Annotated in this window: 17 protein-coding genes; 8 read left to right on the top strand and 9 right to left on the bottom strand. The window is 63.8% G+C overall.

What is annotated here, in order from left to right; translation table 11 throughout:
• Window positions 1-73: 73 nt before the first annotated feature.
• Both CEW87_RS00145 and CEW87_RS00140 read right to left on the bottom strand, forming a co-directional pair.
• Window positions 74-2,311 (bottom strand): NADP-dependent isocitrate dehydrogenase, encoded by a 2,238-nt coding sequence (locus CEW87_RS00145; protein WP_108971019.1) that lies wholly within the window; start codon window positions 2,309-2,311, stop codon window positions 74-76.
• A 255-nt stretch (window positions 2,312-2,566) separates the two neighbouring features.
• Entirely contained in the window at window positions 2,567-3,661 is a 1,095-nt protein-coding gene (locus CEW87_RS00140; protein WP_108971018.1) for an Acg family FMN-binding oxidoreductase, read from the bottom strand.
• A 184-nt stretch (window positions 3,662-3,845) separates the two neighbouring features.
• Here CEW87_RS00140 and CEW87_RS00135 point away from each other — a divergent pair, with 184 nt between their 5' ends.
• Complete coding sequence (locus tag CEW87_RS00135) at window positions 3,846-4,535, top strand: DUF3334 family protein (protein WP_108971017.1); 690 nt, start codon at window positions 3,846-3,848, stop codon at window positions 4,533-4,535.
• A gap of 80 nt (window positions 4,536-4,615) precedes the next feature.
• On the opposite strand, the gene yiaY is transcribed toward CEW87_RS00135, so the two are convergent.
• On the bottom strand, window positions 4,616-5,767 hold the full coding sequence (gene yiaY, locus CEW87_RS00130; RefSeq protein WP_108971016.1) for an L-threonine dehydrogenase: 1,152 nt from the start codon (window positions 5,765-5,767) through the stop codon (window positions 4,616-4,618).
• Window positions 5,768-6,044: 277 nt separating this feature from the next.
• Between yiaY and CEW87_RS00125 the strand changes: the two genes are divergently transcribed.
• Window positions 6,045-7,655, top strand: coding sequence for an FMN-binding glutamate synthase family protein (locus tag CEW87_RS00125; protein ID WP_108971015.1), 1,611 nt, complete (start codon window positions 6,045-6,047; stop codon window positions 7,653-7,655).
• Window positions 7,656-7,704: 49 nt separating this feature from the next.
• Here the strand turns inward: CEW87_RS00125 and CEW87_RS00120 are convergent, their stop codons facing one another.
• A complete protein-coding gene (locus tag CEW87_RS00120) occupies window positions 7,705-8,391 on the bottom strand; it encodes a glutathione S-transferase family protein (RefSeq protein ID WP_108971014.1) in 687 nt (228 codons plus the stop codon).
• Between the two features lie 438 nt (window positions 8,392-8,829).
• Between CEW87_RS00120 and CEW87_RS00115 the strand changes: the two genes are divergently transcribed.
• The 3 genes from CEW87_RS00115 (at window position 8,830) to CEW87_RS00105 (ending at window position 11,740) form a co-directional block, all read left to right on the top strand.
• Window positions 8,830-9,816: a TRAP transporter substrate-binding protein gene (locus CEW87_RS00115; protein ID WP_108971013.1), complete on the top strand. Its 987-nt coding sequence runs from the start codon at window positions 8,830-8,832 to the stop codon at window positions 9,814-9,816.
• 101 nt (window positions 9,817-9,917) lie between these two features.
• Window positions 9,918-10,415: a TRAP transporter small permease gene (locus CEW87_RS00110; protein ID WP_108976822.1), complete on the top strand. Its 498-nt coding sequence runs from the start codon at window positions 9,918-9,920 to the stop codon at window positions 10,413-10,415.
• Between the two features lie 50 nt (window positions 10,416-10,465).
• Window positions 10,466-11,740 (top strand): TRAP transporter large permease, encoded by a 1,275-nt coding sequence (locus tag CEW87_RS00105; protein WP_108971012.1) that lies wholly within the window; start codon window positions 10,466-10,468, stop codon window positions 11,738-11,740.
• An 11-nt stretch (window positions 11,741-11,751) separates the two neighbouring features.
• On the opposite strand, the gene CEW87_RS00100 is transcribed toward CEW87_RS00105, so the two are convergent.
• From CEW87_RS00100 to CEW87_RS00085, 4 genes are read right to left on the bottom strand one after another with little or no spacing between them, the layout of a single operon-like run.
• On the bottom strand, window positions 11,752-12,396 hold the full coding sequence (locus CEW87_RS00100) for a response regulator transcription factor (protein ID WP_108971011.1): 645 nt from the start codon (window positions 12,394-12,396) through the stop codon (window positions 11,752-11,754).
• Window positions 12,393-13,796 carry a histidine kinase gene (locus CEW87_RS00095; protein ID WP_108971010.1) on the bottom strand — a complete coding sequence of 468 codons (1,404 nt, stop codon included), beginning with the start codon at window positions 13,794-13,796 and terminating at the stop codon, window positions 12,393-12,395. Before CEW87_RS00095 ends, CEW87_RS00100 begins: the two co-directional genes overlap by 4 nt.
• A gap of 43 nt (window positions 13,797-13,839) precedes the next feature.
• Window positions 13,840-14,814 (bottom strand): quinoprotein relay system zinc metallohydrolase 1, encoded by a 975-nt coding sequence (locus CEW87_RS00090; RefSeq protein WP_108971009.1) that lies wholly within the window; start codon window positions 14,812-14,814, stop codon window positions 13,840-13,842.
• Complete coding sequence (locus CEW87_RS00085; protein ID WP_108971008.1) at window positions 14,811-15,593, bottom strand: quinoprotein dehydrogenase-associated SoxYZ-like carrier; 783 nt, start codon at window positions 15,591-15,593, stop codon at window positions 14,811-14,813. The genes CEW87_RS00090 and CEW87_RS00085 overlap by 4 nt, the downstream gene beginning before the upstream one ends.
• A gap of 311 nt (window positions 15,594-15,904) precedes the next feature.
• Between CEW87_RS00085 and CEW87_RS00080 the strand changes: the two genes are divergently transcribed.
• Together CEW87_RS00080 and CEW87_RS00075 are read left to right on the top strand one after the other, a co-directional pair.
• Window positions 15,905-17,704 (top strand): PQQ-dependent methanol/ethanol family dehydrogenase, encoded by a 1,800-nt coding sequence (locus CEW87_RS00080; protein WP_108971007.1) that lies wholly within the window; start codon window positions 15,905-15,907, stop codon window positions 17,702-17,704.
• Window positions 17,705-17,834: 130 nt separating this feature from the next.
• A complete protein-coding gene (locus CEW87_RS00075) occupies window positions 17,835-18,218 on the top strand; it encodes a c-type cytochrome (protein WP_108971006.1) in 384 nt (127 codons plus the stop codon).
• 116 nt (window positions 18,219-18,334) lie between these two features.
• Here the strand turns inward: CEW87_RS00075 and CEW87_RS00070 are convergent, their stop codons facing one another.
• Complete coding sequence (locus tag CEW87_RS00070) at window positions 18,335-18,769, bottom strand: cyclic nucleotide-binding/CBS domain-containing protein (RefSeq protein ID WP_108971005.1); 435 nt, start codon at window positions 18,767-18,769, stop codon at window positions 18,335-18,337.
• Window positions 18,770-19,231: 462 nt separating this feature from the next.
• Between CEW87_RS00070 and CEW87_RS00065 the strand changes: the two genes are divergently transcribed.
• On the top strand, window positions 19,232-19,753 hold the full coding sequence (locus tag CEW87_RS00065) for a TRAP transporter small permease (RefSeq protein ID WP_108971004.1): 522 nt from the start codon (window positions 19,232-19,234) through the stop codon (window positions 19,751-19,753).

Below are 19,753 nucleotides of genomic sequence, written 5' to 3'. Positions count from 1 at the left end.
GCTGTGCTCATCGCACAGCCCCTCTTCATTTGCGCGGTCCGGACACCGGTCACCCGGCGTCCGGTGTCGTGCCTTACACGCGCGCTGCCTTCAACAGTTCGTTGAGAGTTGCGCTCGGGCGCATGACGGCCTTGCACTTCTCCGACTCGGCAAGGTAGTAGCCGCCGATGTCGACCGGCTTGCCCTGAACGGCCTTCAGCTCGTCGATGATCTTCTGTTCGTTCTCGGTCATCGACTTCGCGATCGGGCCAAAGTGGGCCTTCAGCTCGGCATTGTCGTTCTGTTCGGCCAGCGCCTGTGCCCAGAACATCGCGAGGTAGAACTGGCTGCCGCGGTTGTCGAGTTCGCCGGTACGGGGCGAGGGCGACTTGTTGTTGTCGAGCAGCTTGCCAGTCGCTGCGTCGAGCGTCTTGGCGAGGACCTTGGCCTTGTCGTTGCCGGTCTTGATGCCCAGTTCTTCAAGCGACACGGCCAGCGCCAGAAACTCGCCCAGCGAATCCCAGCGCAGGTGGTTTTCTTCGACCAGTTGCTTGACGTGCTTCGGCGCGGAACCGCCGGCACCGGTTTCGTACATGCCGCCGCCAGCCATCAGCGGGACGATGGACAGCATCTTGGCGCTGGTGCCGAGTTCCATGATCGGGAACAGGTCGGTCAGGTAGTCGCGCAGGATGTTGCCGGTCACCGAGATGGTGTCCAGGCCGCGGACGACGCGCTCCAGCGTGTAGCGCATGGCGCGGACCTGCGACATGTGCTGGATGTCGAGACCGGTGGTGTCGTGATCCTTCAGGTACTTTTCGACCTTCTTGATCAGCTCGTTCTCGTGCGGACGATAGGGGTCGAGCCAGAAGATCGCCGGCATGCCGGAGTTGCGCGCGCGGGTCACGGCCAGCTTCACCCAGTCGCGGATCGGCGCGTCCTTGACCTGGCACATGCGCCAGATGTCGCCCTCTTCGACGTCCTGCGACAGCAGCACTTCACCGGTTTCGAGGTCGACGATGTTGGCAACGCCTGCTTCGGCGATCTCGAAGGTCTTGTCGTGCGAACCATATTCTTCGGCCTGCTGGGCCATCAGGCCGACGTTGGGCACGGTGCCCATGGTGGTCGGATCGAAGTTGCCGTTGGTCTTGCAGAAGTTGATCATCTCTTGGTAGATGCGGGCGAAGGTGGATTCCGGCATCACGGCCTTGCAGTCGTACTGCTTGCCGTCAGTGCCCCACATCTTGCCGCCGGAGCGGATCATAGCCGGCATCGACGCGTCGACGATGATGTCGTTCGGCGAGTGGAAGTTGGTAATGCCCTTGGCCGAATCGACCATCGCCAGCTCGGGGCGGTGCTCGTGGCAGGCATGCAGATCCTGGATGATCTCGTCGCGCTTGGACTCGGGCAGGGTGGCAATCTTGTCGTACAGATTGACCATGCCGTTGTTCACGTTCACGCCCAGCTGTTCGAACAGCGCGGCGTGCTTCTCGAAAGCGTCACGGTAGTAGATCCGCACGCAGTGGCCAAAGACGATCGGGTGCGAGACCTTCATCATCGTTGCCTTGACGTGCAGCGAGAACAGGACGCCGGTCTTGCGCGCATCCTCGATCTGCTCTTCGTAGAAGTCGCACAGCGCCTTCTTGCTCATGAACATGCTGTCGATGATCTCGCCGTCGAGCAGCGAAATCTTCGGCTTGAGCACGATGTTCTTGCCGCTCTTGGTCGTCAGCTCCATCTTCACATCGCGGGCGCGGTCCAAGGTCATGGACTTTTCGCCGTGATAGAAGTCGCCGTGCTTCATGTGCGACACGTGGGTGCGCGAAGCCTGGCTCCAGGGCTGCATCGAATGCGGATTCTTGCGCGCGTAGTTCTTGACCGCAGCCGGTGCACGACGATCGGAGTTGCCTTCACGCAGTACCGGGTTCACCGCCGAGCCGAGGCACTTGCCGTAGCGCGCCTTGATCGCCTTGTCTTCGTCGGTCTTCGGGTTTTCGGGAAAGTCGGGAATCTTGAAGCCGCGCGTCTGCAGCTCCTTGATGGCTGCGCTCAGCTGCGACACCGAGGCACTGATGTTCGGCAGCTTGATGATGTTGGTGTCCGGATCCTGCGTCAGTCGAGCCAGTTCCGCCAGTGCGTTCGGCACCTTCTGCTCTTCGGTCAGATAGTCGGAAAATTCAGACAGGATGCGAGCCGACACGGAGATGTCGCTCTTGGCGATCTCGATGCCTGCGGGGCCGGTGAAGGTCCGGATAATGGGTAGGAAAGCACACGTGGCCAGCATCGGCGCTTCGTCCGTGAGCGTGTAGATGATCTTCGATTTCCCTGCAACCATATTGCTTCCCTCAATATTGATTTTTTAACCATGAACCCATGGCGACCCCCTGTCGCCACAGACGACGGCTGACAACGCTTCTGCAGTCGACTACCCCATATTATGCCCCTCACGCACGCGTATCGAAACCGGCTTGCGCATGTGAACGGCCATTTTCGATGGCCAGGGGCCCGCGTGTCGCCGGGTATTCACGTCCCCGACGCTGGAATGCGTGCTTCGGGGCCGCCGGATGGGTGGCGGCGCGGCCAAGGGGCGTCAGGCAATCACGGCGGCGACAGGGCGGCGCAAGGCGCGTGGCATTTCCGCGCCCCTGCCGAAGCGGATCACAAGGTCCGGGCGCCCCGGCTTCAGGCCGAGATAGTCAGAAACCTGCGCCCGCAAGCCGGGGAGCTCGACAGGCTGGTTGAGATGAGCCGTACGGACGCCGAGTGCAGTGGCTTGCAGTGCAAAACGCTCGAACGCACGCCCCACTGCCATCCAGTGTGCAGCGTCATTCACGGCGGAGACAAACACCGCGATACCTGCGGAATTACGCACCTGGCGTGCGTATTTGTCGTTCTCGGCCTGTTCGGAGAAGAACAGGTCGAACATCCTGCTGCCCAGCCAGCGCGGCAGGGCCGGATTGCCGGAAGAGCGTGCGAACAGGCCGTCGCCGAGGGCCACTGCCTCTGCCTCCCCGAAACGGATCCAGGTCTTCAGTTCGCGTATGAAGGCGGGATCGCGTATCTGTGCCGTGTTGCCCTGAATGACGAGTTCAAGCATGGCTTCCATGGCCTGACGCTCGGTGAGCAGCAGTAACTGAACGCCCTCGCCGCGGCCTGCTTGTGCGAGCAGGCCAAGCTCCTCGCGATCAAGGGGCTGACCGTCGAAATCGCCGCGGGTCGTTTGCCGGTTCGGGATGGCTTCGAACAGGGGCGAGCGCTGCGCCGTGGCCGGAGTGAGCGCGATATCGACCGACCCGCCTGCCGCGGACACAAATCGGGCCTCGCCATGCTGTCCGAATGCTGCCGCGGCCTGGATCAGGTTTTCGGCGGCGCAGCCGAGGCTGACGAAAAGGTGGTGATCGTCCGGATCGACGACCGGGCAGCGTCGGTCGAAGTCGGGCAGGATCGAGATCCCGTCGCCGCCGGGGCGAAACTTCCAGCACTGGGTGTTGTGGCTGGAGGGCGCCAGCGTCGCATATCGCACCAGTTCCAGCGTGCGGGCAGCGGCATCGTCGAGTGTGGTGGCGGAGTGCCGCCAGATCCGGGCGACGGCTTCAGCGTAGTCCGTTTCTCCGCTGCATGCCTGCAGACCAAGCAGCCCGCACGCGGTTACCGATGTGGTCAGGAAACGTCTTCTCGTCAGCATGTGTGTCTCCTCGGTGAGTCGGGCCAAGGTGATGTGACCGGCTTGTCCGCCACGACGCTGCGTGCCGGATATCTGCGCTCATGCGCGGCGCTGTTTGCATAATGACATCATCAGGGCTGTGGGTATCGACCGGGAGCGTGCTATATATTGGCCCACACTTCTTCGGCAAGGCTGCAGCAGAACGATGAGCACCGAAAACTATCCCGTTGTCTTTGGCACTGAAGACGTCCTCAGGAGCTTGTGCGACTCGGTGAGCCGGGTGCTGACCGTCAGCACTCAGAGCCAGATCCGCTATTCCGGCATGGTTCAACGCATATCGAAAACGTGTCTCAAACCCGATATCGGCTGCTTTGTGCTGTTCGATGGTGGCTTTTCCGGGCTGGTCGTCATCAACTTTTCCGCGCAGGCGGCGATGGAACTGTACGAGCAGTACATGCTGAACATGGGCATGTCCAAGGACGACCTGACCACCAGTCACACCTCGGATGAAGTCAGCAACGTCATGGGCGAACTGATGAACCAGAGCGTCGGCGACTTCACCGCCAAGGTCGCACGCGAGTTGCAGACTCACATTACCCAGAACCAGCCCAAGATGATGGCGCTCAGCAAGCAGGTGATCCTGAGCGTGGATACCCATCTGGAGAAGCCCGAGGCGCGGCGCGTCACCTTCTTCACCGGGCGCAACAACATCTTCTACCTCGAACTGGCCATCGACCGCACCGAGTTCATCAAGCTCAATGATTTCGATGCCAGCGAAGTGCCCGACCCGGACGCACTGATGGAGCAGGTCCATGGTGCAACGACCACGCGGGCTGCGCCAGCCGCGTCTGGCACCAGCGAGCATGACGAACTGTTGAATTCACTCGGAATGTAGTTTCGTTCCGTGCAGTTTCGTTCAGGGTAGTCAGGCAAGCGCCGCGCCGCCGCAGAGATCCGGCGGCGCGGCGTTTTCGCTTACAGGGCAGCGCGATAGATTGCGCAGACCTCTTCGAAACTCGGCTGAACCGGATTGGTGAGGCCGCAGGCGTCTTTCATTGCGTTGGCGGCGAGGGTCGGGATGTCGGCCTCCTTGGCGCCGAGTTCGCCCACTCCCGCCGGAATGTTCACGTCCGCGGCCAGATCCCGGATGGCCTGCAGACAGCGCTGTGCCGCCGCGTCTGCATCGAGCCCCTGCACGTCGCAGCCCATCGCACGCGCCACGTCGGCGAGGCGGGGGGAAGCGACGCGGGCGTTGAACGCCTGCACATGGGGCAGCAGGATCGCGTTGCACACACCATGGGGCAGGTCGTAGAAGCCGCCAAGCTGGTGTGCCATGGCATGTACATAACCCAGCGAGGCGTTGTTGAAGGCCATGCCGGCGAGGAACTGCGCATAGGCCATCTTTTCCCGTGCCTCAAGGTCGCTGCCTTGCTTCACTGCCGCGCGCAGGTACTGGCTGATCAGGCTGACGGCCTGCAAGGCGCAGGCATCGGTGATCGGCGTTGCCGCGGTGGAGACGTAGGCCTCGATGGCATGGGTCAGTGCGTCCATGCCGGTAGCGGCCGTCAGTGAGGCGGGCATGCCGAGCATCAGGTCGGGATCATTCACCGACAGCACGGGCGTGGTGTTCTTGTCCACGATCGCCATTTTCACGTGGCGGCTGTCGTCGGTAATGATGCAGAAGCGCGTCATTTCGCTGGCCGTGCCGGCGGTGGTGTTGATGGCCACCAGCGGCAGCTGCGGTTTGGCAGACTTGTCGACGCCCTCGTAGTCGGCGATTGCGCCGCCATTGGTCGCCACCAGCGCGATGCCTTTGGCACAGTCGTGCGGGGAGCCGCCGCCGAGCGAAATGACGAAGTCACAGTCATTGGCACGCAGCACTGCCAGGCCGTTGTCGACGTTGTCGACGTTCGGATTGGGTTTGACCTGGTCGTAAACCACCGAAGCCACGCCGTGTTCGCCGAGCAGTTCGGTTACGCGTCCGACGAGACCGGTGCGCACCAAAGGCGCGTCGGTCACGACGAGCGCCTTTTTCCAGCCGTGCGACTGAATGGCGAGCGCGGCATCCTTGAGGCAGCCGCTGCCCATCAGGTTGACGCTGGGGATGAAAAAAATGCTGGTCGTCATGATGTTGCCCCGAATGAAAGAGAGAGTGGGAAAAGCAATGCCTCCAGCCTACGCGGCTTCCTTTGCCCACGTCTTGACGCAAGGCAAGTTGGCGTCCGGCGATGAGCGCAACCGCTTCTGCCTGCAATCATCGCGTGTGGATTCCTGTCGTTTGCCGGCGCTTGAAACGGGACCGTCCCATCCCGCCGCGCAGAACTTTCTTTGTCGGTCGTTGCTGTCGACCACGGCCGTCGGCGCTATATTCGATACATCCGCATAGGCCTGTACGGGAGCCCTAATGAGTCTGTCGCTACTCAGTCGTTACGCATTTTTTGCGCTTTGCGTGTTGCTTGCCCTGAGCAGCCTGCCGTTTCTGCACCATGAATGGGCGTGGCCGGTCGCGCTCGTGGCCGGTGCGCTGAGCGTGGTTGGCATCGTCGATCTGACGCAGACACGCCAGGCCGTCCGGCGAAACTATCCGGTGATCGGGAACATCCGCTACCTGGTCGAGGCCATCCGCCCCGAGATCCGTCAGTACCTGCTTGAGGGCGATCGTGAGCAGCTGCCGTTTTCCCGCGCACAGCGTTCGCTGGTGTACGCCCGGGCCAAGAACGAGAATGCGTCCAAGGCCTTCGGCACCCTGGTCGATGTGTATCAGAGCGACTTCGAGTTCATCAACCATTCGATCTGCCCCGCGCCCAAGGCGGATCCGGCGCATTTCCGGGTGGAGATCGGCGGACCGCAATGCACCCAGCCTTATTCGGCCTCGATCTTCAATATCTCGGCGATGAGCTTCGGCTCACTCAGTGCAAATGCGATCCGTGCGCTCAACAAGGGCGCGCGCCTGGGCGGCTTCGCACACGACACCGGAGAGGGCAGTGTCAGCCCCTACCATCGCGAACATGGCGGGGATCTGGTGTGGGAGATCGGCAGCGGGTACTTTGGCTGCCGGACGACCGACGGCAGCTTCGATCCGGTGGCTTTTGCCGCGCAGGCGCAGCAGCCCCAGGTGAAGATGATCGAGATCAAGCTCAGCCAGGGCGCCAAGCCCGGTCATGGCGGGGTGCTGCCGAAAGGCAAGATCACGCCGGAGATTGCGGCCACGCGTGGTGTGCCGATGGGGCAGGACTGCATTTCGCCCGCAGCCCACAGCGCCTTCTCGACCCCGGTTGAGTTGCTGCAGTTCATCGCACGACTGCGCGAGCTGTCCGGTGGCAAGCCGGTCGGCTTCAAATTCTGCCTCGGTCATGCCTGGGAGTTCATGGGCATCGCCAAGGCAATGATCGAGACCGGCATCCTGCCTGACTTCATCGTTATCGATGGCAAGGAAGGGGGCACAGGGGCGGCGCCGCTTGAGTTCGCCGACCATTTCGGCGTGCCGATGCGAGAGGGGCTGCTGTTCGTTCACAACACCCTGGTCGGGCTCAATCTGCGCGACAGGATCAGGATCGGCGCCAGCGGCAAGATCGTCAGCGCCTTCGATATCGCGCGTGCGCTGGCGATGGGTGCGGACTGGGCGAACTCGGCGCGCGGCTTCATGTTCGCCATCGGTTGCATCCAGAGCCGCTCGTGCCACACTAACAAATGCCCCACCGGCGTCGCCACCCAGGACCCGCTGCGTCAGCGTGCGCTGGTGGTCGAGGACAAAGGGCAGCGGGTGCACAATTTCCACCGCAACACGATGGAGGCGCTTGCCGAGATGCTGTCTGCGGCCGGGCTCACGCATCCGTCGCAGATCGACGCCAGTCACCTGGTGCAGCGTATCTCGCCGACGGAGGTACGCCTGTACTCGCAACTGCACGTGTTCCTGAAGCCGGGGGAACTGCTTGCCGGCCAGGTCGAGGGGCGATTCTACGAGCGCATGTGGGCGATGGCACGGTCGGACAGCTTCGAGCCGGTCAGGGCTTGAGCGCCGGGGCGACGGCGCCTGCCGCTGTCGCCCCGCAAGCGCGGACTGATCAGCCCTGCAACCGGGTGTTCTGCGGGAACATCGCCTTGTTGGCCTCGTCGTCCATGTCGGCCTTGAAAGTGAATCGTGCCTTGAGCGCTTCGGCGCGCTGTGCCGCCGGACGTGCATTGATCTCGTCGAGCAGGCGCTTGACGTTGGGCAACTCGTTCCAGGCCGCGTCACCCAGCACGAAGGGCGCGACGCGCGCCCAGCCCCACAGCGCCATGTCGACCAGGGTGTAGTCGTCACCCAGCATGTAGCGGCGGGTCGCGAGGTGCTCGTTCACGATGCGCCAGTGGCGCCATGCTTCGAAGTCGTAGCGGTTCACCGCATATGGATGCTCACCCGGTGCGTAGTGCTTGAAATGCACTGCCTGGCCGCAGAAGGGGCCGATGCCACTGGCGACGAACATCAGCCAGGAATTCATCTGGCCGCGTGCCGCGGGCGTGTCCGCCGGGAGGAACTTGCCCGTCTTCTGCGCGAGATACAGCAGGATCGCATTGCTGTCGAACACCACGGCCTCGCCATCTACGATCACCGGGACCTTGGCGTTGGGGTTGAGGGCCTTGAATGCGGCATCGTGCTGCTCGCCCTTGCGGGTGTCGACCGGCAGCACTTCGTACTCGAGTCCGGCCTCTTCGAGGAAAAGGGCAACCTTCACCGGGTTGGGGGCGGGGGAGTAATAGAACCTGATCATTGTGTCTTCCTGTGAGGTAAGGGCTGTGGCCGTTTGCGGCTCTGCTTCGCCCGCGGCGCCAAGGCCATCGCGGAACTGGGTCCCATTATGCGTGATGCGCCAGAGGGCGGTGATCGATGAGGAGAATGGTGCGGGCACCGAGCCACGATGGTTCCGATGCGGTGCTCGCAGACCGCCACGCTGAGCGTGCGGATGTTCGCCCTGACGCCCTTGCCCTGGCGCGGTCGTGAAAGACATTTGCATTTCCGGTTTCGCCCCGATGGCGCTCCCGTGGGCGTGGCGTACAGGTCTGTTTTTCAATGCGTTGTTGAAGCGCGGTCACGAGGGGGGTAGCATTGCCGGCTTCGCGCGGCGACGGGTGCCTGATTCCCTTCGCATTGCAGCAGATTCTGTGCCGATCTGATCGGCATGTTTTCAGAAATTCCCCGGAGATATTCGATGCGCAAACCCTGGCTTGCCCCCATTCTTGCAGCCTTTACCGCCATCGCCGGTGTCGGCGCCGCAGCGCCCGCAGCAGCGGAAACCACCCTGAAGATGGCCTATGCGCTGTCGGCCAGTTCGCACTACGGTGCGGGCGGCGAAGCGTTTTCGAAGTCACTCGAGGCGTCCAGCAAGGGCAAGTTCAAGGTGCAGCAATTCCCGAACAGTGCGCTGGGCGGTGAGCGTGAAGTCATCGAAGGCCTGCAGCTGGGTACGATTGATGCGGCCATCCTGTCGACCGGTGCGACGCTCAACTTCGTGCCGCAGACCGGCGTGTTCGACATTCCCTTCCTGATGCGCGACCTCACGCACGCACGCAAGGTGCTGGACGGCAAGATCGGTCAGGACATGCTGTCCGAGTTCTCGAAGCGCGGTCTGGTTGCACTGGCCTGGGGTGAGCAGGGCTTCCGTCACCTCACCAACAGCAAGCGCCCGGTGACCAGCGCGGCCGATGCCAAGGGGCTGAAGATCCGCACCACCGAGAACCAGATCCACATCCTCGCGTTCCGCCAGATCGGCATCCTGCCGACGCCGATGGCCTGGCCGGAAGTGGCCACTGCGCTGCAGCAGGGCACCATCGACGGCCAGGAAAATCCGCTGTCGGTCATTACCTCGGCCAAGCTGTCGCAGCTGCAGAAATACCTGTCGCTGACCGGCCACGTCTACGCGCCGACCGTGATCATGGTTTCGCCGACGGTCTACGAAGGCCTGTCGGATGCCGAGAAGCAGCAATTCCTCGAAGCCGCCAAGAAGGCTTCGCAGGCCATGCGCGACTTCGTCGACAATGTCGAGAAGACCGGCGTGGAGCAGCTCAAGGCTGAAGGCATGGAAATCGTGACCAAGGTTGATCGCAAGTCCTTCGAGGACGCGATGGCACCGGTGTACCCCGAGTACTACAAGAAATTCGACAAGGCGCTGATCGAATCGATCAGGAACACCCGCTGAGTCCCGTGCGGCAGACGCATGCGGTCGGCCCTCGCGGGTCCGCCGCATGCCCCGTGCATCTGTCGGCCTGAGGGCCGACATTGTTTTTTCCGGGCAGCAAAATGACTCTGATTCGTCGTCTGGACCGCATTCTGTTCAAGAGCGTGTCCATCCTGGCCCAGCTGTTTCTGGTCGCCGCGGTCGCGGCCGGCTTCTGGCAGGTCATCGCGCGCTTCGTGCTCGAAGCACCGGCAGACTGGAGCGAGGTCCTCACCCGTGCGCTGCTGATCTGGACCGTCCTGCTCGGCGTCGCGCTGGCCTTTCGTCAGGGCATGATGCTGGGGGTGGAGTTGCTGCGCAATCTGCTCGGTACGTTCTACCGGCGCTGGCTCGATCTGCTGGTGAGCCTCATCTGCGCCGGCTTCCTCGGCTTCCTTGCCTGGATCGGCGGCCAGATGACCTGGCGGGTGCGCTTTCAGACCGTGCCCAGTCTCGACATTTCGATCTCCTGGGTCTACATCGCCATCCCGATTGGCGCCACGCTGGCTGCGATCGCCGTCCTGGCCCGGCTCGGCGACAGCGCCGAGACCCCGGCCTTGCGTAACGACGCGCAGGGCTGACGCCAGCCCGACCCGGTCCATTCTTTCACGAACAATGCGGTAGCCCCACCATGTCCCAGCTGATGATTGTCTCGATGCTCGTGTTTTTCGGCCTGACGGTGCCGATTGCGGTGTCGATCGGCCTGGGCGCCATGGCGGGCGTGAGTGCGGCAAACCTGCCCTCGCTGGTGGTGGCGCAGCAGCTCTACGCCGCGCTCGACAAGTATCCGCTGGTCGCGATTCCCTTCTTCATCCTGGCGGGTAACCTGATGGAGGCCGGCGGTATCTCCGAACGCATGGTCGAGTTCGCCAAGAGCCTGGTTGGCGGCGTGCAGGGCGGGCTGGCGATGGCCTGTGTTGTCACCTGCATGATCTTCGCCGCGGTCGCGGGCTCCAGCGTCGCCACCACGTTTGCGGTCGGCGCGATCCTGATCCCGGCCATGGTGCGTCACGGCTACCCCGCGCCCTTTGCCGCCTCGCTGCAGGCGACGGCGGCCGAGCTGGGCGTGATCATTCCGCCCTCGATTCCGATGATCCTGTTTGCGGTCTCCACCGATACCTCCACCGGCGAGCTGTTCATTGCCGGCGTGGTGCCGGGCATCCTGATTGCCGGTGCGCTGATGGCCTACGTGTGGCTGTACGCCCGTCGCAATGGCCTGGGGCTCGAAGACGGCGAGGGCCGGCTCGCACTGTGGCCGGCGTTCAAGCGCGCGTGGCTGGCCTTGCTGATGCCGGCCATCATTCTGGGCGGCATCTACGGCGGCATCTTCACGCCGACCGAGGCGTCGGTGGTTGCGGTGGTGTACGCGGTGGTGGTGGGCATGCTGATCTACCGCCGCATCAGTTTTTCCACCCTGTCGGCCACCCTGCATCGCTCGGTGGTGTCGACAGCGACCATCATGTTCATCATCGCCAACGCGGGCGTGTTCGGCTTTCTGCTCAATCGCGCCGGCGTGCCGGATGCGCTTGGCCAGTGGCTGGCGCAGGTGTTCAGCGACAAGGTCAGTTTCCTGCTGGGCGTGAATGCGGCGCTGTTCGTGATCGGCATGTTCATCGAGACTTCGGCCTCGATCGTCGTGCTGGCGCCGCTGCTGCTGCCGGTGGCAGTGGCCTTTGGCATCGATCCGGTGCACTTCGGCATCATCATGGTGATCAACCTGGCACTGGGCATGATCACCCCGCCGTTCGGGGTGAACCTGTTCGCTGCCGGCTCCATTGCCAGGGTTCCGCTCGAGCGGCTGATCCGTCCCCTGCTGCCCTTTGTCGGCACGGTCGTCGCCTGCCTGCTGCTGATTACCTATGTGCCGCAGCTGAGCCTGGCCCTGCGCGACCTGGTCTACCGCTGAGGCGCTTCCGTTCAGGCTTCCACCAGGCCTGAACGCACTGCGATCAGTGCGAGTTCGGCCGCGTTTGCGGCGTTGAGCTTCTGCTTGATGTGATACAGGTGGGTGCCTACGGTGCTGGTGCTGAGCTTGAGCGTGCTGGCGACTTCGGTTACCGAGTGTCCGCGGGCGAGCTGCAGGAAGACGCTGAATTCCTTGCCGGTCAGCGTGTCCGCGGGATCACTGCTGCTGCCCAGGCAGGCGAGGGCGAGGCGCGGCGCGAGATCGGTGTCGATGTAGCGCTGACCACCCGCCACCGCGCCGATTGCCCTGATCAGCTCGGTCGGGTCGGCACGCTTGGAAAGATAGCCGGTGGCACCGGCCTGCAGCGCGCGCGAGGGAATCTGCGTGTCCTCATGCGCCGACAGCATCAGTACCCTGGCGTCGCGGTCGCGGGCCAGCAGGCGTTCGAGCGCGGCGAGCCCGCCCATGCCGGGCATGGATACATCCATCACCAGCGCGTTGGGTCGGTGTTCGGCATGCAGGGCAAGCGCGGTTTCGCCGCTATTGGCTTCGGCGACAACGGTGGCACCGGCGCCTTCGATCAGCAGGCGGAAGCCCATGCGGACGATGGCGTGATCGTCGGCGAGCAGGATGCGCAGTCCGTTCAGCGATGTCATATCGTGGTCTCCGTGGGTGTGTCGAGGGGCAGGGTGGCGCAAACGCTCAGCCCGCCCCGGGGCGCGGGCTCGAAGCGCAGTTCGCCGCCGAGTGCCAGCGTGCGTTCCTGCATGCCGGTCAGGCCGTAACGCGGGCGGTCGTCAGTGCAGGGCGCACCGAGGCCGCAGCCGTTGTCGGTGATGCGCAGCTCGATGCTGCTGTCCGCGCAGTGCAGCGCGACGTCGACCTCGCTGGCCCCGGCGTGGCGTACCACGTTGGTCAGCCCCTCCTGCAGCAGGCGCTGCACCGTGAGCTGCAGCGCATCGTCGACTTCGCGCCCCGGCGTCTCGGTGCTGCACTTGAGGCGGATGTCGGGATGCAGCGTGGACCATTGCTCACACAGCGTCTTCACCGCCGCGTCGACGCCGCCGCGGCCAAGACTGGGCGGGCGCAGGCGCTGCAGGATTGCGCGCACCCCGTCATGCATCTGACCCGCCATGGATACGATGGCCTGGGCGCTGCCATGGATGCCGGGCTGGTCGGTACTGCGCTGCTGAATCGCGCCTGCGATGGCGCGTACGGCGGTGATGCCCTGCGCGAGTTCATCATGGAGTTCGCGGGCGATGGCCCGGCGATCCTCCTCCAGACGGCTTTGCAGCGCGTGTGCGAAACGCTGGTCCGCTTCCAGCCGGGTGTTGTCGGCCAGGCTGTGGTCGAGCCGTTCGGCCAGCAGGTTGTAGCTATGCGCGAGGCGATCGAGCTCGGGCACACCGCCCACGGCAAGGCGACGGTCGAAACTGCCTGCTGCGCCCCGCGCGAAGGCGTCGTCAATTGCCCGCAGCGGCTGCAGCGCACGGTTGAGTGCGGCATGACTGCCGAGCCAGGCCAGCAGGAGCAGGGCCAGGCACCAGCCGGACAGGGCGCGGAGGTCGTCCCAGGCGTCGAGCACCGAGCGCGACGGGTCGGGGATCAGGCTCAGCTGCAGGTCTCCGGTGGCGAAATGGCGCAGCGGCAGTTGCGGCGTGAGGCGTGCCGCAAACCATTCCGGGGCGCTGCGCCCTGCCTTGTAGGTGGGGCCGGGCGAGCGATAGACGACTTCGCCGCGGGTCGTGCTTGCCTCGATCACATGGGCGCGGATGCGGCCGATCTCTTGCAGTGCGGTTACCAGGCTTGTCTCGGCGCGCATCGGGTCACGCCGGGTTTCGGTCACCAGCACACTGAGCCACTGTGCTGCGACGCGATTGGCCGCCTCGGTTTCCTCATGGATGGTGTTGCGTGCTTCACTTGTCCACACGGCCGTACCCGCCATCAGCGCAAGGGCGAACAGGGCAGTGATGATCAGGCTGAGGCGCGCGTGCAGGCTGATGGGGGTACTGCTGCCCAGCCGATATCGGAGCAGGTTGGCGGTATCGATCTTCATCGCGGGTGCGCCTCCATTGCAAGCATTCGGTGGACGGGGAGGTTCACTTTCGACCTCCTGCGCTCAGGGCGGCCCGCTCCGCCTCCGGGTACAGATGGGTTACCGAGCGCTGGTACTCCCTGGAGACCTCGGCGAGTCCGGAGAACTCGGCGGGCACGGGGCGCGCCAGCATCTCGGTCATGTCCAGCCCCTGTTCGGCGCCTTCGCGGATGGAGTGCTGCAGCCATTGCAGGTAGCGGCGGGTCTGCTCGATGGGCGCCTTGTCCGTGGCAGGATCGCCGTGTCCGGGAACGATGTGGCGGAAGTCGATCTGCTGCAGCTGGTCGAGCGCCTTCAGCCACTGGTCGATGCTGGCATGCGGCGTGGTGGGCGCGCGGCCGTTGAACACCAGATCGGAGGCGAACAGGGTGCCGCTGGCGATGTCGAGCACGGCAAGGTCCGCCGGGGTGTGGCCGCTCAAGGCAATGAGTTCGAGTGTGCGCCCGCCCGCGTCGACCCGGCCCGCGGCGAGCGTGGCGTGCGGCGCGGCGATCTCGGTTTCGAGCATCCAGTCGCCGTTGAGGCGGTACATGTTGTCGAGAAAGGCCGGGCCTTCGTCGCCGATCCCCTGCATGGTCACCGCGGTGGCCGACAGCGTGTCCGCAGGGAAGGCCTGATTGCCGAGGAAATGGTCCGGATGATGGTGGGTGTTGATCACCTTCACGATCGGCAAGGGGCTGATGCGGGCGATGGCGGCGCGCAACTGCTCGCCGTAGCGCTTCGAGGAGCCGGTGTCGATCACGGTGATGCCGCTGGGGCCGACGATGAAGCCGGTATTCACGATGTTGCCGCCGTTGTCGAAGGAGAAGTCCTCCTTGAGGCCGAGCAGCACGTAGACCCCGTCGGCAATCTTCTGTGGTGCGAGTTCGTAGTCGAAGGCTGCGGCGAGCGTGGCGGGAGAGAACAGCAGGGCATGCAGGCCGAGCGCGAGGGCCGCAATCAGTTTCGGGACACGGGTCACGATATGCCGCCTGCTCATTGCGTCACCTCCGCGTCGATGCGGTTGCCGTTGTTGTCGCGCCCGCTCACCTTCACTGCGCCGGTGCCGAGGACGCCGGGGGGGATGTCGATGGTGAACAGCGGATTCTCGGAAACGGGTTCGGCCGGACGGATCATCATCAACTGCCCGCCGCCGGCCAGCAGCACGCCCAGTTCATCGATGTGAAACACCGGAATGCCCGGGGCCAGGCCGGTATCCATCGGATGGATCACCTGCAGGCGCAACCGGGTGCCGCCATCGATTCGTGGCCACAGGCGTGCGCTGACCTCGTTCAGGCGTTGCTCCCACTCCGGCGAGCCGGCGCCGGTCGAGGGCAGGGTACAGCCGCCACCGGTGGTATTGACCCAGGTGCCGCCAACATGCCAGACGCCATCCGCCGTGCGCGCCGCAGCGCGGACCGGGGTTGATTGCTGCAGCTTGAGGCGGAAGCCGAGGACGCTGCGTGCCTGTCCGGGTTCAAAGCTGAGCGCCTTCACGATCGGGTTGAAGTCGGCGAAGACCAGAACTTCCTCAACCCCGGCGAGGGCGCTGGCATCCACCTTGACCGGCACGTTCATGGCGTCTTCTGCCGTGGCAGGTGCGGACACCTTCACGCGCTCGTCGAAGACGACCCGCTCGTCGCGAAAGAACTCGCGCTTCATGTCGCCCCAGCGCGAGGAACCGAGCGGGTCCTGGGTGGGGCTTTCAGCTGCTGCGGACGCAAGCGGCGCCAGGGCAAATGCCAGGGCCGCGCCGGCGATCAGTGTGATCAGACGCATCGTGTCTCCTCCGGGGCGCGGTTCGTGCCACGCCGTTCTTGCTCTCTACATGCAATGCCTGTGCCAGTCGCCTTGCCCAGCAGTCTGGCGCGGGGCGTGCACGCTTCACAGGTGTGTCATGTGTTGTTTCGTGTTCCGTTTTGGAGCACTTGCCTTGATTTGATACAGGCACCGGCGCCGGGTGGAACCGGCGGGCAGTGCTTGCGGGATGGCATGACGCTTGCAGACAGGGAGGGCAGGAGGTCTGCGGCGTCTGCACGATCCGCAGGAGCTTGCCTGAGACAAATACCGAGAGACCAAGGAGGAGCACGATGAGTACAAGATCAAGGATGTCTGCCGTACCACGCCGGCTGAGCGTCATTGCCGGCGCGCTGCTGGTGCTGGGCGCGACGCAGGCCACCGCGAAAGAAGTCACCAATGACGACATCGTCAACGACGCCACGATCACCACCCAGGTGGTCACTCACGGTCTGGGGACCAAGGGCCAGCGCTACAGCCCGCTGACGCAGGTCAATACCGACACGGTGAAGGATCTCGTTCCGGCCTGGTCGTTCTCGTTCGGCGGCGAGAAGCAGCGCGGTCAGCAGTCCCAGCCCCTCATCTTCGACGGCAAGATGTACGTAACCGCTTCCTATAGCCGTCTGTTCGCGCTCGATGCCAAGACCGGCGAGAAGTTGTGGAAGTACGAGGCCCGCCTGCCTGACGGCATCATGCCGTGCTGCGACGTGATCAATCGCGGCGCCGCGATCTACGACAACCTGGTGATCTTCGGCACGCTCGATGCCAAGCTCGTGGCACTGGACAAGGACACCGGCAAGGTGGTGTGGCGCGAGACGATCGAGGACTACAAGGCGGGTTACTCCTTCACCGCTGCGCCGCAGATCGTCAAGGGCATGGTCATTACCGGCAACTCCGGGGGCGAGTTCGGCGTTGTCGGCCGGGTGGATGCGCGTGATGCCAAGACGGGCAAGCTGGTCTGGAGTCGCCCGACGGTCGAAGGCCACATGGGCCACAGGTTCGACAAGGACGGCAAGCCGGTCGATAACGGCATCTCCGGCAAGACCAACGCGACCTGGCCTGGCGATCTGTGGAAGACCGGCGGCGCGGCACCCTGGCAGGCGGCCTACTATGATCCGGATACCGACCTGATCTACATCGGCACCGGCAACCCCTCACCGTGGAACAGCTGGCTGCGTCCGGGCGACAACCTGTACTCGTCCTCCACGCTCGCGATCAATCCCGACACCGGCAAGATCGTGTGGCACTTCCAGGGCACGCCGCATGACGGCTGGGACTTCGACGGGGTGAACGAATTCATCTCCTTCGAGTACAGTGACCCGACGACCGGCAAGATGGTGAAGGCCGGTGGCAAGGCCGACCGGAACGGCTTCTTCCTCGTCAATGACCGCACCAACGGCAAGCTGATCAATGCCTTCCCCTTCGTGAGCCGCATCGACTGGGCAAAGGGTTACGACCTCAAGACCGGCCGTCCGATGTACAACGACGACAAGCGTCCGGGCAACCCCTTCACCGAAGCGGGTGGCGACGGCAAGAAGGGCGAAGTGGTGTTTGCAGCACCGTCCTTCCTCGGTGGCAAGAACCAGATGCCGATGGCTTTCAGCCCGAAGACCGGCTTGTTCTACGTACCGGCCAACGAGTGGGGCATGGACATCTGGAATGAGCCCGTGTCTTACAAGCGCGGCGCGGCGTATCTGGGTGCCGGCTTTACCATCAAGCCGCTGTACGAGGATTACATCGGCTCGCTGCGCGCACTCGATCCGGTGTCCGGAAAGATCGTGTGGGAGGTCAAGAACAGCGCACCGCTGTGGGGTGGCGTAATGACCACCGCAGGCAACCTCGTGTTCTACGGTACGCCGGAGGGTTACCTGAAGGCGATCAACGCCACGACGGGTGAGGAAGTGTGGCAGTTCCAGACCGGTTCCGGCGTGATCGCGCCCCCGGTGACCTGGGAAGAGAATGGCGAGCAGTACATTGCTGTCGTTTCCGGCTGGGGCGGTGCGGTGCCGCTGTGGGGGGGCGATGTTGCCCGCCGCATCAACACGCTCGAGCAGGGTGGCTCGGTGTGGGTGTTCAAGCTGCACAAGTCCTGATGTGAGTGCTGCCCGGTCCGCATGACCGGGCAGCACGCGGGCGGTGGCGGCTTCCGTGCCCTGGCGCGGGTGGTTCATGCGCCGTCTCTGCCCCGGAACAACCAGCATTCATCCAGAAGGAGTTGTTAACGTGATTTCCATTCGATCATTTGCAGGTATTGCAGTGTTCGCCCTTGCTGCCAGTTCGCATGCAGCCGACCCGATGGCCGACGCCGAGATGACGAAGCTCGCGTCCTCAAGCGGATGCCTGACCTGTCACAGCATCGAATCGGGCAAGCCGGGGCCGAACGGCATGGCGCCCATCGGGCCGGCCTGGCAGGACGTGGGCAAGCAGTACGCAGGCAAGCCCGGCGCGGGCGAGTTCCTGACCCGTATCGTTCTTGAGGGCTCCAGCCCCTACAGCAGCCACTGGAAGGGCAAGGTCAGCGGATTGTCGATGCCGCCAAACGCGGTTGCGATCACTGAAGGTAACGCGCGTCGTCTCGTCGACTGGATTCTGGCGCTGGGAAGGTAAGCCACGGCCTTGTGCCGGCGACGCAGATGATCGCGATATGCGCCTGCCGGCCGGCCTGCTCCCGGAAATGATACAGAACGCGCCCTGTCTCCGTTGCGGAAACAGGGCGTCCTTGCTTACAGAATGACGGTGATCTCTTCCCGTCGGATGAGTTCGGCGCCAAAGGCCTCGGCTTCGAGGCCGAGCGCGTCGCGCGCGGTCACGATGCCGGTCGGTCGCCCGGTCGCCGTCACCACCGGCACGTGGCGGAATCCGCCCTCATACATCATGTGCAGGGCGTGACCGAAGGGACGGTCTTCGGTGATGACCTGAGGATTGTGCGTGAGCACTGCGCCAACCGGCGTGAGGTCGGCGTCGATGCCGGTGGCCAGCACGCGGAAGGTGGCGTCGCGCTCGGTGAAGATGCCGGTCAGGATGCCATGCTCGGTGACGAGTGCAGCGCTCTCGTTGTGCTGAAGCATCAGGCGGGTGACCTCCCGCACGGGCATGTCAAATGGTACGCAGACGAATTTGCGGTCGTTAAGGACGTGGTGGATAGGGCGGCTCGGCATGATCTGTCTCCTTTACTTTTTGTAGGGCGTTCAAAGATCTGCTCGTCACTGCACCGGCCCCTCAGGCATGCTGCGAAAGCCATGCAAACGCCGTAGAAGCGCGTTCGGAACTGCCGGTTCATGTGTGACTGCGCCTTTACAGTCAAGCGGCATTCGTGCCAGTTTCGTAACGTGACGAAGGAATTCGACAAGGCTTTGTTTCGCAATGAAATAAGTCTTTGTGCTATGCAGCATGCGTGCTGACGCGCTGCGAAAACGTGATCCGTTCAGGTGCATGCGGGTGTTCTTCGCACCCCCGTGGTGCGGGGCTATCGCCATGATTTGATTGTGGTTTTCCTGTGGCGGCAGGGCGCTGCGTGGCGTCGCAAGGTTTGTGGGCGAGTCGCGGTGAAAGCGCGTGGACATAAAGATTTACTGCTGATATGTTGATGCCTAAATTACTTCTACGGCAGGTGTCAACGTATGACTGCTCAGCATCCACCGTCTGCCTTCCGCTCCCCCGCAAACCGCGCATACCACGCCCTGATGTCGGGCTGCGGACTGGTCTCGGCGCTGCTCTTCGGCGCCATGGGTCTGCTCGTCTGTGCCGACGTGCTCATGCGCAACCTCGGTCTTGGTTCGCTGACCTGGAGTGTCGAGGTCACCGAGTACATGCTCATGATCGCCACCTTCATCGCAGCCCCCTGGCTGCTCTACGTGGGCGACCACATCCGCATCGATATCCTGCTGCGGGCCTCGTCTGCCGTCGGTCGCTGGTGGCTCGAACTGCTGACCGATGCGCTTGGCTTGTTCATCAGTGCGGTGCTTGCGTGGCAGTGCGTCGTGGTGGCGCTCGACTCCGCGCAGCAGGGCGGCATGGTGTTCAAGGTCCTGATCTTTCCCGAGTGGTGGCTGAACCTGCCCATGGGCTTCGCCTTCATCCTGCTGACGGTTGAATTCGCACGCCGGCTGCATGTGGCGACGCGTCGCCGCGGAGGGCGCTGA

Origin of the sequence: Parazoarcus communis, from assembly GCF_003111665.1 — a bacterium.
In the GTDB taxonomy this organism is placed as follows: Bacteria; Pseudomonadota; Gammaproteobacteria; order Burkholderiales; family Rhodocyclaceae; genus Parazoarcus; species Parazoarcus communis_B.
The sequence above is the reverse complement of the archived record's forward strand: the minus strand, read 5'-3'. Positions and strand labels throughout refer to the sequence as shown.